The organism is Dinoroseobacter sp. PD6, assembly GCF_028807315.1.
In the GTDB taxonomy this organism is placed as follows: Bacteria; Pseudomonadota; Alphaproteobacteria; order Rhodobacterales; family Rhodobacteraceae; genus Dinoroseobacter; species Dinoroseobacter shibae.
This window is the reverse complement of the sequence record NZ_JARAMN010000003.1, coordinates 240,570-255,941: the sequence shown is the minus strand read 5'-3', so window position 1 is coordinate 255,941 and position 15,372 is coordinate 240,570. Positions and strand designations below refer to the sequence as shown.

General features: G+C 64.3%; 12 protein-coding genes. 7 read left to right on the top strand and 5 right to left on the bottom strand.

Going from position 1 to position 15,372, the window contains the following annotated elements:
* The first annotated feature begins 9 nt into the window (after window positions 1–9).
* The gene (locus tag PVW48_RS06915) at window positions 10–1,197 is read left to right on the top strand and encodes a serine hydrolase domain-containing protein (RefSeq protein WP_274580815.1); all 1,188 of its coding nucleotides are present in this window, start codon (window positions 10–12) and stop codon (window positions 1,195–1,197) included.
* Window positions 1,198–1,260: 63 nt separating this feature from the next.
* Here the strand turns inward: PVW48_RS06915 and PVW48_RS06910 are convergent, their stop codons facing one another.
* Window positions 1,261–1,917, bottom strand: a complete 657-nt coding sequence (locus PVW48_RS06910) for a DUF3299 domain-containing protein (protein WP_012178952.1) — start codon at window positions 1,915–1,917, stop codon at window positions 1,261–1,263.
* A 302-nt stretch (window positions 1,918–2,219) separates the two neighbouring features.
* Between PVW48_RS06910 and PVW48_RS06905 the strand changes: the two genes are divergently transcribed.
* The 6 genes from PVW48_RS06905 (at window position 2,220) to PVW48_RS06880 (ending at window position 9,032) form a co-directional block, all read left to right on the top strand.
* Window positions 2,220–2,723, top strand: a complete 504-nt coding sequence (locus PVW48_RS06905; protein WP_274580814.1) for a MarR family winged helix-turn-helix transcriptional regulator — start codon at window positions 2,220–2,222, stop codon at window positions 2,721–2,723.
* Window positions 2,720–4,639, top strand: a complete 1,920-nt coding sequence (locus tag PVW48_RS06900; RefSeq protein WP_274580813.1) for a TRAP transporter permease — start codon at window positions 2,720–2,722, stop codon at window positions 4,637–4,639. The genes PVW48_RS06905 and PVW48_RS06900 overlap by 4 nt, the downstream gene beginning before the upstream one ends.
* Window positions 4,636–5,652: a TAXI family TRAP transporter solute-binding subunit gene (locus tag PVW48_RS06895; RefSeq protein WP_274580812.1), complete on the top strand. Its 1,017-nt coding sequence runs from the start codon at window positions 4,636–4,638 to the stop codon at window positions 5,650–5,652. Before PVW48_RS06900 ends, PVW48_RS06895 begins: the two co-directional genes overlap by 4 nt.
* Window positions 5,653–5,682: 30 nt before the next feature.
* The gene (locus PVW48_RS06890) at window positions 5,683–7,053 is read left to right on the top strand and encodes a metal-dependent hydrolase family protein (protein WP_274580811.1); all 1,371 of its coding nucleotides are present in this window, start codon (window positions 5,683–5,685) and stop codon (window positions 7,051–7,053) included.
* Between the two features lie 140 nt (window positions 7,054–7,193).
* A complete protein-coding gene (locus PVW48_RS06885) occupies window positions 7,194–8,360 on the top strand; it encodes a carbohydrate porin (RefSeq protein ID WP_050757841.1) in 1,167 nt (388 codons plus the stop codon).
* 33 nt (window positions 8,361–8,393) lie between these two features.
* The gene (locus tag PVW48_RS06880) at window positions 8,394–9,032 is read left to right on the top strand and encodes an META domain-containing protein (protein WP_274580810.1); all 639 of its coding nucleotides are present in this window, start codon (window positions 8,394–8,396) and stop codon (window positions 9,030–9,032) included.
* A 143-nt stretch (window positions 9,033–9,175) separates the two neighbouring features.
* Here PVW48_RS06880 and PVW48_RS06875 read toward each other — a convergent pair whose 3' ends face one another.
* From PVW48_RS06875 to PVW48_RS06860, 4 genes are all read right to left on the bottom strand, one after another.
* Window positions 9,176–10,225 (bottom strand): FUSC family protein, encoded by a 1,050-nt coding sequence (locus PVW48_RS06875; protein WP_274580809.1) that lies wholly within the window; start codon window positions 10,223–10,225, stop codon window positions 9,176–9,178.
* A gap of 10 nt (window positions 10,226–10,235) precedes the next feature.
* Window positions 10,236–11,333 carry an HlyD family secretion protein gene (locus PVW48_RS06870; protein WP_012178960.1) on the bottom strand — a complete coding sequence of 366 codons (1,098 nt, stop codon included), beginning with the start codon at window positions 11,331–11,333 and terminating at the stop codon, window positions 10,236–10,238.
* Between the two features lie 53 nt (window positions 11,334–11,386).
* Window positions 11,387–13,696 carry a membrane-bound PQQ-dependent dehydrogenase, glucose/quinate/shikimate family gene (locus PVW48_RS06865; RefSeq protein ID WP_274580808.1) on the bottom strand — a complete coding sequence of 770 codons (2,310 nt, stop codon included), beginning with the start codon at window positions 13,694–13,696 and terminating at the stop codon, window positions 11,387–11,389.
* A 116-nt stretch (window positions 13,697–13,812) separates the two neighbouring features.
* Entirely contained in the window at window positions 13,813–15,285 is a 1,473-nt protein-coding gene (locus PVW48_RS06860; protein ID WP_274580807.1) for a metal-dependent hydrolase family protein, read from the bottom strand.
* Window positions 15,286–15,372 lie beyond the last annotated feature (87 nt).

The window sequence follows — 15,372 nt, the reverse complement described above, 5'->3', positions numbered from 1 at the left end:
GAGGAAAACATGGGTCATACTTTCAACGCGGACGACATTCTCAATCGGGTCGTCACCTCCGAGCCGCGCGTGCCGGGCGTCGTCGCCATGGTGACGGATCGCGATCGCAACATCTATGAAGGCGCCGCCGGGGTGCGCCGGATCGACGGCGACACGGCCATGGGCGTGGACGACGCGTTCGCGATCTTTTCGACCACCAAGGCGATCACGGCGACGGCGGCACTTCAACTTGTAGAAGAGGGCAGGCTGGATCTCGACGCGCCTGCCAGCGATTATGCCCCGGACATCGGCAAACTTCAGGTGATCGAGGGCTTCGACGACGCGGGCGAGCCGATCCTGCGCGCGCCCAAGCGCCCGGTGACCACAAAGCACCTGCTGCTGCATACGGGCGGGTTCGGCTACGACTTCTTCAGCGAAACCTACAACCGGCTTGCGCAGGAAAAAGGCCAGCCCAGCGTCATCACCGCCTCGAAAGCATCGCTCATGACGCCGCTGCAATTCGATCCGGGCGACAAGTGGGAATATGGCTCAAATATCGACTGGGTCGGACAGGTCGTCGAAGGTATCACAGGCAAGCGGTTGGGCGAGGTTTTCCAGACCCGGATCTTCGATCCGCTTGGCATCGAGGACATGACGTTCGAGTTGAACGATGGCTTGCGCTCGCGGCTCGCGGGGATGCACGCGCGCGGCGAGGACGGCTCGCTCACGCCGATGGAGTTCGAGTTGACCGACACGCCCGAGATCCACATGGGGGGGCACGGCCTCTATGGGACCGCGGGCGACTACATGAAGTTCATTCGCATGTGGTTGAACGACGGCATGGGCCCCAACGGCCGCGTGCTGAAACCCGAAACAGTCGCCATGGCCGAGAAGAACCACTTGGGCGAAATGAAGATCGGGATGCTACCGGGGGTGATCCCTTCGCTTTCGAACGATGCCGAGTTTTTCCCGGGGCTCTCGAAATCCTGGTCCTACAGCTTCATGGTCAACGACGAAGAAGCGCCGACCGGTCGTCCCGCCGGTGCATTGGGCTGGGCAGGTCTGGCGAACCTGTTCTACTGGATCGATCGGACAAACGGGTTCGGAGGGTTCTGGGCCACACAAATCCTTCCGTTTGGCGACCCGGTTTCCTTCACCGGCTACGTGGATTTCGAGACCGCGTTCTACGCGTCCCTGCGCGCTGCAAAGGCGGCCTGATAGACATGGCGGCCGCCGTCAACCGGCGGCCGCCCCGAGCAGCGAGACGCTGACTGGCCCGTCTCAATCAGAAAAGTAGTCGACGATATCGGCTGTCATCATATAGCTCACCGACACGGGCGCCTGACCGTCGGAAAAGCGTACCGTGGGTCGAGAGCTTTGTGCAACAAGCGCCCCGTTGATCCAGACAGGCGTAAAGAGACCGGTGACCTCGACACCTTCGGGATAGACAACGTGCACGACCTGATTGGGGGCCGGCGGTGGCGTATGAATGCAGGCGCCGACCGTAGGCACCAAAAGAAACTCGGTTGCCCTTTCGCCTTCGAACGAGAGGGGCAAAACAAAACCCGCCATCCGAACGGGGGCGCCGAGGACGCCTTCGTTGACGCGCGAAGCAGCAGCTTGCCGGTGAGCGATGATGTCCAGGCGCGCCTGGAACAGCGCATCCACGTCGACCCCATCCTTCGCCAGCGTGTCTCGCAGCTCCTGCACACGCAGGGCCGCTTCGGGCGCAGAGGTCGGCGTGGGCCGCGTTTCGTGCCGCAGAATCAATCGGAGCGCATCCATTTGCCCGGGCGTCAGCCGCTCGAACGGGTTATCTATGGCCGCCGCCGGCGGGGCCAGGTCGGCCCAGGTGACTTCGCGCGGCTCCACAGCAAAGGCTGCCGCCGGGGCGAAGTTCAGTACAAAACCGAGTACAAGGCTTAGGGACTTGAACAAGGGGGCTCCTTTGATGACGTGCCTGGTCTGACGGAACCCCTTCGGCGCAGACGCCCGCGCAGGCCGAGATCGTGAAGACCGCCACGCCAAGAGCCGCCGAGGCGACTCACAGCTGCCACGTCCGCCCGCCTGCTGCGTTGCTTTTTTGCGCCGGATCGACGTTTTCTGACGACAAACGGGCGGGAGGACTGATGGTTTGCGTCTGGCGCATTGCATCGACACTGTTCCGTACTGGTATCAGGCACAATACTGTTGACTAGGTCAACACGTGTCGTCACAAAAAATTTGAAAAAGGAGTGTGTATGATCCCGCTGCCGAAATCGACGGAACGGCCGTCCGTTCACCCCGAGATCGCGGACATCACCGACGCGCTCAGCTTCAAGGTCGCGCGGTTGAACGCGATCAACGACCGGGCCGGGAGCTATCATTACAAGCTCAACCATAACGTCACGCTGAATCAGTGGCGGATCCTTGGGCTCGTGTCCGCCTTCGGGCCAGTTCCCTCACGGGAAGTGCGCGAAAGGCTTTACATGGATAAGGGGCAGTTCAGTCGGATCGTCAATCAATTGGTGGATCGGGGCCTGATCCACAAAAGACCTCTTGCATCGAATGCGAGCGCGCTCGCGCTGGATCTGACCAGCGCGGGGCGCAAGCTGCACGATGTGTTGATCCGGTTCACCGCTGAGCGGAACGCGGTGACCGCGTCGGTGTTAACGGCGAGCGAATGCGAAACCTTGCTGCGCCTGCTCGACAAGGTTGGCGATCATGCCCATGCCCTGCTCATGGAGCGGCAGCGCGAAGGATGAATCAGCCGGCGACCATACCAGTCGCGAACCCGGCGCCGGCCGGCGGGCTAGGTGCACCCCTGGGCGGGCTTTTCGCGCTGTTGGTGATCTGTGTGATCGCCTTTGCAACTCTCGATGAGGCCACGGCCCGGTTCGGGGCGATCGCGCTATCCGTGGCTATTGTGGGTCTGGCACACCCCGCCAAGCGTGGCAGGCCGTCGGGGCGGGCGGTCGACGCTGCTCTCCTGGCCGGTTTCGGCTGCGCGGTTTGGTGGTTTCACGCGGTCAAGGCGGAATTGTGGACCGGGTTTTTCGTGGCGACGCCTTTGTCCATGCTCGCGGGTCTGGCCGGGGTTTTCACCGTGATCGTGCTGGCAGCACGGGTTTGGGGCAGATCGCTGGCGATTCTCGCCGGGGCCTTGATCCTCTATGCCTTCGGCGGGCCTTACCTGCCCAACGCGGTCGCCCATTTCGGCGTAGGCTTGGGCGATTTCGTGCAAATCACGTGGTACTCCTTCGACGGGGTCTTCGGGCGCATGACCGGTCTGGTTGCCAGTAACCTGCTGATTTTCCTAATCCTGGGTGCGGTGCTGCAGCAAACGGGCGCAGGCGAGAGCCTGATCCGGCTGTCAACGGCACTGCTTGGGCGGGTGCGCGGCGGCGGGGCCCATGCCGCCATTGCTGCCAGCGCGGTCTTCGGCATGATGAACGGCTCCGTTGCCGCGAACATCGCGGGCACGGGCGTCTTCACCATTCCGATGATCAAGCGGCAGGGGTTTTCAAGCCGCTTTGCCGGAGCGGTCGAGGCCGCGGCGTCCTCAGGCGGGCAACTTACCCCGCCCATCATGGCAGCCACGGTCTTCGTGATGGCCGACCTCGTTGGGCTGCCGCTGCTGATGGTGATTGCTGCCGCCGCCCTGCCCGCCCTGTTCAAATATCTCGGCCTCTTCGCGCAGGTCTATGTGGAAGCCTTGCGCCTGGATATCCGCCCCTTGGCTGCCGAGGATATTCCCAAGCTCACGCGGCAGGACTGGCTGCAATCGGCCCTCGTTCTGGTACCGCTTGCCGTACTGATGATCGCGTTCCTGTCAGGCAACTCACCCGCCATGGCGGGGCTTGCCGGTACGATCGCGGCCCTTATGACGGGCCTTGTGTTGACGCCCCAGCTCCGGCAGCAACCGATCCGGATCTGGTGGGCGCTCTGTGCAGGCGGGCTCGCGTCGGCACGGATCCTGCTATCGGTTGCGGTCATCGGGATAGTGCTGGCCGTGGTAAACGAGACCGGCATCGCGATCCGCTTCGCTGTCGCGCTCTCCGAGGTCGGCGATGCCTATCTGCCCCTGGCATTACTGATGGCGATGCTTGGGGCGCTTGTCCTCGGGATGGGGTTGCCGACACTGCCGGCCTACCTGATCGTCGCGATCATGATCGTACCAACGCTCATTGAGGCAGGCGTTCTGCCCCTCGCCGCGCATATGTTCGTTCTGTACTTCGCGGTGTTTTCCTCGATCATGCCACCCATTGCCTATGGCTGTTTCGTGGCGGCCCCCATTGCGGGGGCGGATCCCCTGCGGATCTCGTTTACGGCTCTGCGAATTTCGATCGTCGGCTTGATCGTGCCTTTCGCCTTCGTCTATGCGCCGTCGCTCTTGCTGGTGGCGGGCAGCTTCAGTTGGGCGGAGCTTCTGACTACGGCGCTGCGCCTGTCATTGGCCAGTTGGCTGCTTGCCACTGCTCTGGGCGGCGCGGACCCGGTGCTGAGACGTTTGTCACGGCACAATCGCATGCTGCGCGGGGGCGCCGCCTGCGCCGTGATGGCGCCGACGGTCGCCATCTGGGGACCCGGACTGGCATTGGGTATCGCTATGGGGGTGCTGCACCCCCTGCACCGGGCGGGCTGGTTCAAGCGGGTCTCCCTGCGGGCGCATGGCACATGATCCGGTCGGGTGCCAAAAGAATGCTGGGTGCGGGCATCCTCGCGGTTGCGACGCTCCAGTTCCCCGGGGGCGCCTTGGCCGAGCGGTACAAGGTCACCTCCCTCGCACCGGGCCTCACGCCTTTCGTGGTCAACACGACCATTGCCAGGGTCGTGAACACCCATGTGGACGGAATCGAGTTACAGGTCAGCGCCACGGGCACCGCCACACGGCACATGATGGACGCCGCAACCGGACGCGTCGACTTTCTGTTCGGTGCACCCACCATCAACTGGATGATGGTCAATCGCCTCGGCCCATTCCAGCATTTCGAGACGGCACCCGCGCTGGAGCAAAACGTGGGCATGATCTTCGCCTACCAGATGGGGCCTTACCACTACATCACGCGCGCAGGGTCCGGCATCGAGAGCCTGGCCGATCTGCGACGTCGGACCGTGTTCGCGGGCCCTCCCGGCGGCGCAGCCACCGAGGTGGTCCTGCGTGTCATCGAACAATCCACCGGGATCACGCCGGGCGAGATGAAGCTCCAGGCCTTCGGGTTTGACGCCGCGATCCAGGCATTTCAGGATGGCAAGATCGACGTGATCGTCCTGCCCACGAACCTGCCAAGCGCCGCGGTCCAGCAATTCGCCCTGACAAGCCGGATACGGTTGCTGGATGTCGATCTGCGCAATGTGACGATCCGGGCGGAAACCGGCGGAACCGCCAACGAGATACCCCCGGATGCCTACGGGCCGAACCAGGTCAACGACACGGCCACGCGCACCCATGGATCGATCGTGAATTTCAGCGCCGGAATGCATGTGCCGGAACATGTCGTCTACGAAGTCACCCGGGCGATCTGGGAAAACCTCGGCGACATCCATGGCGCCGCCGACTGGATGCCCGGCACGATCACGCCTGAAATGGCGCTCTCTCTGGTCTCTGGGCGGCTGCATCCCGGGGCAGAGCGCTACTACCGTGAGGCCGGCTGGCCGATCCCCGAGGCCATCACATTTCCCCCACCGGGCTGACCCCACCCCCCAAACAAGGACCACTCCCCCATGACCACCACCAGACCCAACACAGTCAGCCGCCGCGCCCTTCTGGGCGGCGCCGGGGCGCTTGGACTAACGGCCGCCCTGCCCCTGCGGGCCCAGGAGGCCGCAAGCCCGGCTGCCACACTCATCAAGGGGGCCGCGATCTTCGACGGACGCGCCCCCGATCTGATCACCGGCGTGGATGTGTTGGTCGAGGACGGGATGATCGCAGCCGTGGGCGCGGGCCTGTCGGCGCAAGAGGCTACAGTGATCGACGCGACAGGCCTCACGCTGACGCCTGGCCTGACCGACGCGCACACGCATATCATGTGGCATGACGAGATCGAGGAGCTGATCTACGGCTCGCCCCATGAATACACCGGGGTGATGGCGGCCGAAGGCGCGCGGCGGATGCTGATGCGCGGCTTCACCACTGTTCGCGACGCGGGCGGGCCCGCCTTTGGCCTGAAACGCGCCATTGACGCAGGCGTCATTGCGGGCCCCCGCATCCTTCCCTCGGGCTTCTTCATCTCTCAAACCTCCGGGCATGGCGATTTCGAGCCGCGGATGAATTACCTTTCGCCGCATTTCACCGGCCAGCTCGACCCGGCCTATCTGCGTGGCTGGACGATCACCGCTGACGGCAAGGCGGAGGTGATGAAGGCGACACGCGAGGCCCTGCGCTACGGCGCAACCCAGATCAAGATCATGGGCAGCGGCTCGATCACCGGGGCGCATGACCCGCTCGACGTGACGGAATTCACCCTCGAGGAGTTGCAAGCCATCGTGGCCGAGGCGCAAAAATGGGGCACCTACGCGAAGATCCATGCCTATTCCGACGCCTCGGTCCAGAACGCCCTGACCGCCGGCGTGCGCTCGGTCGAGCATGGACTGTTCGCCTCGGAAGAATCCATGCAGATGATGAAGGACAAGGATGTCTTCTTCTCGACCCAGTACCTGACCTATGCCGCCAATCCGGAGGACACAGGGCTGACCGGCGATGCTTTGCCGAAATTCCTGCAAGCCAAGGCGGGCGCCACCGAAGGGTATGAGCGGGCCAAGGCGTTTGGCCTGAAAGTTGCCTGGGGGACCGACATTCTCGGCACCATCGACAAAGGCCCGTTCCAGTCGCTCGAATTCGTCGCGCGCACTGCCTATTACACCCCGACCGAGATCCTGATGCAGGCCACCTCGGGCAATGCCGAGTTGTTCGCGCGCAGCGGAGCGCGCCATCCCTACCAGGCAGGACCGCTCGGGGTGATTGAACCCGGGGCCTATGGCGACCTGTTGCTGGTGAACGGCAACCCGCTGGACGACATCTCGATCCTCACGACCCCCGAAACCTCGCTGGCCCTGATCATGAAGGGTGGCGTGATCCACAAGAACATCCTGTGAGCAGACCGATGCCAACCGCTTTTCCACCCCCCGACACATGCCCCGCGACGCCGCCATGCCGGTCTCTGCGGCTCCCCTCGCTTGCCGCATCCACTGTGTTGTTAGCATTCGGGCCTTCGAGCCTCGCGCAGGCCGCGAACGTGGCAGAAACCTTGTCGGGGCCTTCCGCAACTCCGAGCACACTGAGCTATGACGCGCAGGACAAGGACAGCCTGCTCGCCGTCGACATCCAGGAGGGGTGGACCCAGTGGAAATCCGACCTCGAAGCCCGCACCGGGCTGACCCTCGGGTTCGATTACAATGCCCTGGGTTTCCGGGCCAGTTCCAGCCCTGGCGACCGGACCGCCGGCAGCGGCGTGTTTCGCGCTTTCGGGAAATGGGCCCTGGTTGGCAGGGACGGCCCCAACACCGGTAACCTCGTGTTCAAGCTGGAACAGCGCCACGCCTATGGCGATCTCGCAGTGACGGATTTCGGCACCGAGCTTGGCTATGTCGGGCTGGTCAATTCGGTCTTCAACGACCAGGGATGGCGGGCCACGAACCTCTACTGGCAGCAGAATCTCGCGGATGGACAGGCCGTGGTATCAGTCGGATGGCTCGACGTGACCGACTATGTCGATGTCTTTGCCTTGGCGAGCCCTTGGACCGGGTTTTCCAACTTGGCGTTCCAGACCGGCTCCGGCACCATCGGCGGCCTGCCTGATGGTGCCTTGGGTGCGGTCGCGGCCGGATTCCTGACCGACAGGGTCTATGCGGCGGTTGGGATCGTGGACGCCAACGGGGACGCCACGGACCTGCTGGGCGGCTTCGATACCCTGTTCGACGAGGGTGAGACCTTCAAATCTCTGGAACTGGGTTGGACTTCCGGACCGAAGGCGCTCTTCATCGACAACGCCCATGTGACCCTATGGCAAATCGACGAGCGCACCAAGGCCGGCAGTGACGATGGCTACGGCATCGCCTTCTCTTATACTCGCGGTATCGAAAACACATGGCTGCCATTTGTGCGCGGCGGCTGGGCCGATGCGGGCGGCAGCCTCTACGAGGCGGCACTCAGTGTCGGCGTCGGCTACACCCAAAACCCCGGTCGCCAACTGACCGGCCTTGGCGTGAACTGGAGCCGCCCGAACGACGACACGTTCGGGGTCGATCTGGACGATCAATGGACGGTGGAGGCGTTCAGCCGCTGGCAACTGACCGAGGGGATCGAAATCACGCCGAGCGTGCAGATCATCCAGAACCCCGCCCTGAACCCCGACAAGGACACCATCGCCCTGTTCGGTCTGCGGCTGCGCGCCGCATTCTGACAGAATGGCCCGACAACCGCAAAGGAAAGTACCATGATCCTCCCACGTATCGCCTGCGTCGTCTTCATAGCGACGACCTTTGCCGCCACGACCGTCAGCGCTCAGTCGATGGAAGCCGTTCCATTCACCTGTAACGATGGGCGCAGCCTCGTCGCCGAATTTGGACAGGACAGCGTACGGGTCACCATGGAGGTCACGCTTGAAGCGCAGCCTTCGGGCTCCGGGTTTGTCTACTCGGGCACCCCCGGCACTTTGCGGGGGCAAGGCGACGAGCTCAGATGGGAAAGCACCGGCACCGATCCCGTGATCTGCACCGCGGTGCCCGGAGGCGCAGCACTTGTGGCCGGTGTGTGGGAACTGGTTCAGGTTGGTGAAGCCGAGATCGAGAAAACCGGGCATCACACGATCGGCTTTCTGGCCGATGGCGGCCTCGTGCTGCGCGCGGACTGCAATCGCGGACGGGGGACCTGGGAGGCCGAGCCGGAGACGAACAGTGCGGGTGCGCTGAGCGTCGGACCGGTGGCCCTCACCCGCATGGCATGTGCCGCGGACCCTGTCCCACAAATGGCGGCGGATCTCTCGCAGGCGACATCGTACAGGGTCGAGGAGCGCACGCTGCGGATCGAAACCCGAGCTGGTGTCACATATTCTTTTAGCGTCCAAGCAGAGTAACGGTGCCTGCCGCAGGGGGTGATGGCTTGGAATCCCCCCTGCATCTCACGACAACGCGCAAGGATGGAGCGCGCGGGATCAAATCGCACATATGACAACATGATAGGCGCGCATCGTATGTGGCGAGTTGCGCACGGCGAGCTCTATCCTCCGGCTGAGGACGCTTGTGCGGTGCCTGCGGGGCCGGGGTCCTGACGCCAGCCGGTGAGCTGGTCGAGCAGGGCTACGGCATAGGCTGCGGTGAACGCTCCGACCAAAGTCAGCACCACGCGGGACAGGATGGCCGCACCGGGGTCTTGCGTGCTCAGCGCCCCGGCCACCAGCGCCATCGCCGCCGGATAGGCGTTCTGATAGGCGAAATGGGGCCGCGGGTCGAAGAGCATCCGTTGCCCCACCCAGAGCCCGGCGAGGAAGATCAGCCCGAGCAGGATCGGCAGGTGCGGTGAGAGCAGGAATACCCCGAGAATGATCGCCGCTAGTGCACTGCCGTAGAGCGTCGCGCGCATGCGCTGGCCCGCTTCGAAGAAGACCGCCCGGCGGGTCGGGAAGACCAGCACCAGCGCCGCCATGATCGCCATCATGATGTCAGAGGGCGGCATCACCGCATAGAGCCAGAAGCTCAGTCCCAGAAGGACGAATGCCCGGATCGCGGCACCGACGACCACGTTGCCCTGTTCGGGCCGCGGCGCATCGACCTGCGGCGCCGCCGTGCGCGTGGGACAGATCGCATAGACCAGAGGCGCGATTACCAGGGTCAGCAGCGCCCCCAGGATGAACTGGTTGCGCAGCACCTCGACCGCAGCAGCCCCGCTCATGCCGATAACCGAAAACAGCACGCCCATGATCACGATGAGCATGCCTGGCGCCGCCCCGGTCCGCAGGATCAGCCCGAAGCCCACAAAATAGACAAGCCACATTGCCCCGGCATAAACCACCGCCATAGGCTGGAGCCAGACCACGAACCATGCCATCAGCACAGCCATGATGCAGGCCGCGATAGGCCCGGCGAAGACCCGGACCGGAGAGAAGGCCCGCCGCTGTGCCGCGATCAGGCCAACGGGCAGAGCCGCGACGATGGTTGGCATCACCGGATCCAGCAGCGGTATCGCCGCAAAGGCGAGCGCACCGGTCAGCCCCAGGCGGATGCCGTAAAGCGGGTCCTCGGCGGCATCGGGGCGGGGGGCGACGTACATCGCAGCCCCCTCAGTGCAGGTAGCTGAGCCAGGAGCGCAGCCGTTGCAACCCGCGCGCCACCCAGGCGATGGGGCCGGTTTCGCTCTCGGAAAAGATCACCGCATGGACCTTGCCGCCGACGCGGACGGCATAGGGCCAGTTCTCCATCCCGCCTTCCAGCTCGATCCGCACGGGGATTGTGCGCGCCGGCTCGAACCACTGGGTCGTCTGCTGGTTCGCAACCAACCCGCCCTGCACCGTGCGCCTTGGCGCGATACCCCAGGCGATACTCTGGACCCGTCCTTCGAAAATCCGCCCCGGAAGCGCATCGAACAAGACGCGGGCCGGATCTCCCGCCTCGATCTTCTGAAGCTGGTTCTCGCGCAGATCGACGGTGATCCAACCGGCCTCGGCGTCGATGAAGGTCAAGGCCGGGCTTCCTGCCCCGATGAACTGCCCCTCCGACAAGGTCACGTTGGTTACAACCCCAAGGTGCGGCGCGGTCACCGTGGTCGAGGCCAGGTCATACTGCGCCTGTTCCAGTTGTGCCGTGGCGGCCTGGATGGTGGGGTTGTCTGCACCCTCGGGGCCAAGCTGCGCTCGTGCGCTGTCGAGATTGGCCTCCGCCTGATCCAGCTGGGCCTGAGCGGACTCGACCGCGGCGCGGGCGTCATCGCCGCGGGCGGTGGCCACGATGCCGCGCTCTTCCAGCTGAAAGGTCCGGTCGGCCTCGGCCTGAGTGTTTTCAAGCGCGGTGCGGGCCTGGGTGACGGCGGCCTGTGCCGCGACCAGCGACGCGCCCGAGGCATCTACGGTCTGAAGCGCGGTGTTCAGATTCGCCTCGGCCTGCCGCACCGCCAGCTCGAACGGGCGAGGATCGAGCGAGAAGAGCGGATCGCCCGCCTCAACGATCGCATCGTCGGCCACATGAACGCGGGTGATCGTGCCCGAGACCCGCGGAGCGATCTGCACCACGTTGGCCGACACAATCCCGCGCGGGCTGCTGGGCACATAGCGATCCATCAGCGCATAAAGCCCCGCGATCAACACCAGCGCCACGACAACCACCAGCGCAACGGTTCTGGCCGGGCTGCCTCCGGAAGGCGGGGATGTCTGGGTCTCGCTCATGTCACGTCCTTTGCCAACCGATCTTCACATGCGACCACACCGCCCAGGCCCTTTCACTCCTCTGGCAGGGCAAAGGCCATCACGATATCGCCGCGTCCCATGATATCGTTCAGGCCGCCTACGGTGACAACGACATACTGACGCCCATCTGGCCCGATATAGGACATCGGCGTGGATTGCGAGCCGAGCGGGAGCGCCCCGCGCCACAGCTCTTCGCCGGTCTCGGATGAGAACGCCCGCAGGTAATAGTCCTGCGTGCCCGAGTAGAAGGTCAGGCCGCTCGCGGTGGAGATCGGCCCGCCCACCAGCGGCAGGCCCACGGGCATGCGCCAGCCGGTGCGGATGCCGAAGGGACCGGTCTCCTCGATGGTGCCCACGGGCCGTTGCCACAGAATCGACCGGTTCGTCAGGTCGATGGCGGTCATCGTGCCATAGGGCGGCTCCTGACAAGGGACCCCTACGAAGGAGAAGAAATTCGAGCGCATCGCCCCGAACGGCGCCCCATCCTGCGGCGCCAGCCCGTCATGGGGGCCGACGACTTCGACGCCCAGGGCATCAGCCTCTTGACGTGGGATCAGTTGCAGCAGATGCGCGACCCTTGTGTCGTTCACGATCAGCAGGCCGCGGGCCTCGTCGATGGTGCCCGTGCCCCAGTTCATGCCCCCGAAATAGCCCGGCCAGATCAGCGTGCCCTGTTCGGACATGGGTGTGAAATCGCCCACGTAATACGCCTGCCGGAAACGGATGCGGCAATAAAGGTGATCGAGCGGGGTGGCCCCCCACATCCGCGCCTCGGTCAAGGGCTCCGCCCCGATAACCGGCATGTCCACGGAGTAGGGCTGCACCGGCGACAGGTACTCGGGCTCCACCCCGCCGGTCGTGGGCACGGGCAGGTCGCGCACCTCTGCGATCGGGGTGCCGTCGCGCCGGTCCAGCACGAAGGTCTGGCTGCGCTTGGTCACCTGGATCAGGGCGGGCACGACCTCGCCGGTCTCGGTGGTCACGTCATAGAGCATCGGCTGGGCCGGCACATCGTAGTCCCAGATGTCGCGGTAGGTTGTCTGGAAACTCCAGACCACTTTGCCGGTCTCGACATCCAGCGCGACGATGGAGGAGTTCCAGTCATTCGCCGCCTCGATACGCGAAGAGCCGTAAAAATCCGGCTGCGCATTGCCCGTGGGCAGGTAGACGAGGCCGAGTGCTGCGTCGAAGGCCGGGGTGGACCAGACGTTTGGCGTGCCGCGGGTATAGGTCTCGCCCGCGGGCGGAACGGTGTCGATGGCCGGATTGCCGATATCCCACGCCCAGGCGATCTCGCCGGTGCGTCCGTCGAAGGCGCGCACTACGCCGGAGGGTTCGTCCACGGCCATGCCGTCCCAGACCCAGCCGCCGAGGATGATCCGGTCGCCCATCACCGTGGGCGCCGAGGTCGGGAAATAAAAGCCAGGGCGCACCTCGCCCATGTTGCGCGTCAGGTCCACCGCGCCGCCGTCGCCGAAAGAGGTGCAGAGCGCGCCGGTCTTGGCGTCGATCTGGATCAACCGCGCATCGACAGAACTGAGCACGATGCGCGCAGCACAGCTGCCGTCCCCGGGAGCGTCGTCGAGAAGCGATGGCTCGTAATAGGTCACGCCCCGGCAGCGCTGCCACAGGGGAGAGCTGGCCTCGGGATCGAACTGCCAGACCTGCGCGCCGGTGACCGCGTCGATGGCGCTGACGATGTTGTTGGGCGAGCAGTGATAGACCAGCCCGTCTACGTAGAGCGGCGTGTTCTGGTCCTGCCCCGTGCCCGAAGGCGCATCGCCATGGTTGAAGGTCCAGGCGACCTCCAACTCACCCACGTTCTCGGGCGTGATCTGGTCGAAGGGCGCAAAGCGCGTGCCGCTCGGGGTGCGCCCGTAATGGGTCCAGTTCTCGCCGTCGGACGCGACCTCGCGGACCGGGACCGGATCCGCGTTGGCGATGACGTTCTGCGGCGTGGCCATGCCCCAGAAGAACCCGGCGATCCCCAGCGCAAGCACCCCGGCCGCCGCGAGGCTGGCTTTGCGTCCGCGCCCCTCGTTCAGGGATGGCACCAGAAGGACAGCGAGGATGGCCAACACCATGGGCGCGACCAGGCGCGGCACCAGCGGCCAGAGCTCGAACCCGACTTCCCAAACGGCCCAGAGCGCGGTGCCGGCGAATACCGCCCCGAAAATCCAGGCCCCCTGGAGCTGTCCCTTCCAGTAGTAAAAGCCCGCGGCCGCGAGCCCTGCGCCCGCAAGGCTGTAATACCACGATCCGCCGAGTGCGATCAGCCAGATGCCGGGCACGAACATGAGGGCCCCGACAAGGACGAGAATGGCTCCGAAAAGCTTGGTCAAGATGTTAGCTCCGAGTTGGGTTGTGTAAGCTGGCGCAACTTGGATTCGCAGTCTATGCGCAAACGAAATGATCCCGACCGGGGCAGCGGAAATCGAAGGCGCGACCCGTCCCCGGGTCAGTTCATCGTGTTCTTGAAGATCCGGCCGTCCTTCATGACCAGCGGGATGTTCGCGCCGTTGCTGCCGAGGATGGAGACATCCTCCAGCGGATTGCCGTCCACGAGGATTATGTCCGCGTAGGCGCCTTCCTCGATCACACCGAGCGGGCCCTCCTGATACGGGTTGCGCGGACCGCTAAGCGCCAGGATCTCGGCATTGGTCGAAGTGATCATGCGCAGCATCTCGATATTGCTGAACCATTTGCCGAAACGCGCCAGGAAGTCGGCCTGCTGCCCGTTGGTATCCGGCGCAAAGACCAGGTCCGTGCCGAAGCCCATCTTGATATCGTATTGCTTGACCAGGTCGGCGGTGCGCTGCCAGCCTTCGACGACTTGCAGGTACTTGGCCCACTGGATGTCGTTGGCGAGCGCGCGCAGGTTTTCCTCGGCCTCGAAGGGCTGGGTGATGAGGTAGACGCCACGCTCGGCCATTTCGCGGGCGGCTTCTTCGTCCATCAACTGGCCGTGCTCGATGGTCTTCAAACCGTTCCTTATGCCGCGCAGAACTCCCTTGGGCGTGTAGACGTGAGCGGTGACATAGGTGCCCCAGTCCGACGCGGCATCGACAGCCGCCCGGATTTCGTCCTCGGTGAACTCCGTCACGTCCAACGGATCGTAGAGCGAATAGACACCGCCGCCGATGGCGATCTTGATCTGCGTTGCGCCTTGCTTGAGGTTCTGGCGCGTTGCCGCCAGCACCTCGTCACGGCCATTCACCACCCGGTCGAGCTTCATCACTTCCTCACCCACGGGCGCGCGGCCGCTGAAGATGCGGGGCTCCTCGAAAGGCAGGGTGCGGTCCGCGTGTCCGGAGGTCTGGGTGATGAGCGTGCCGGACAGGTACATCCTTGGGCCGGGGATCATCCCTTCGTCGACCGCCTTCTTGATCCCGAAGCCCGGACCAGCCGTATCGCGGATAGATGTGAACCCGCGCTGCAGCAGGTTGTTAGCCTCGACCACCATGGTTGCATGGGTGTAATCGGGTTGCTCGAGGCGCCAGCTATCCCCCTGGCTGGCCGCGAGCATCAGGTGATAATGCGCGTCGATCAGGCCCGGCATCAGGGTTCTGCCGCCGCCCTCAATCACGTTGACAGCGACCTGCTGTGTCTGTGTCTCGACACCATCCGCATCGCGGATCGTGATCGAGTAGCCGTTGACGCCCGATCCCGGCAGGGTCTCGACGCGCTCCAGCGCACCAGTGCTCACTTCAAGCTCATAGGTGCCCGAGACGGGGATATCCTCGGCGATCTGCTGAATCAGGTTCCGGACTACGAGGACATCATACCCCTCGAGAAGCGCGTCATTCTTGCCGTCGAAGATGTTCACATCCTTGAACAGCGTCACTTCCGAAGGAATATCCTGCGCCAGTGCTTGGACGGCAACGAGCGCGGACACCGCGGTACCGAGAAGTACTGTCGTTTGGACTTTCATGACCGATCTCCTTGCTCGAAACACGTCTGGGATGTCGGACCTTGAACGGGAATGCTATGACTTTGTCAACGCTTTTAAGAAAAGGAG

Coding starts and splice junctions, on each gene's coding strand:
- PVW48_RS06915 (WP_274580815.1), top strand. CDS start 10: ATGGGTCATACTTTCAACGCGGACGACATTCTCAATCGGGTCGTCACC.
- PVW48_RS06890 (WP_274580811.1), top strand. CDS start 5,683: ATGACCACCACCAGACCCAACACAGTCAGCCGCCGCGCCCTTCTGGGC.
- PVW48_RS06900 (WP_274580813.1), top strand. CDS start 2,720: ATGAATCAGCCGGCGACCATACCAGTCGCGAACCCGGCGCCGGCCGGC.
- PVW48_RS06860 (WP_274580807.1), bottom strand. CDS start 15,285: ATGAAAGTCCAAACGACAGTACTTCTCGGTACCGCGGTGTCCGCGCTC.
- PVW48_RS06905 (WP_274580814.1), top strand. CDS start 2,220: ATGATCCCGCTGCCGAAATCGACGGAACGGCCGTCCGTTCACCCCGAG.
- PVW48_RS06875 (WP_274580809.1), bottom strand. CDS start 10,225: ATGTACGTCGCCCCCCGCCCCGATGCCGCCGAGGACCCGCTTTACGGC.
- PVW48_RS06895 (WP_274580812.1), top strand. CDS start 4,636: ATGATCCGGTCGGGTGCCAAAAGAATGCTGGGTGCGGGCATCCTCGCG.
- PVW48_RS06870 (WP_012178960.1), bottom strand. CDS start 11,333: ATGAGCGAGACCCAGACATCCCCGCCTTCCGGAGGCAGCCCGGCCAGA.
- PVW48_RS06880 (WP_274580810.1), top strand. CDS start 8,394: ATGATCCTCCCACGTATCGCCTGCGTCGTCTTCATAGCGACGACCTTT.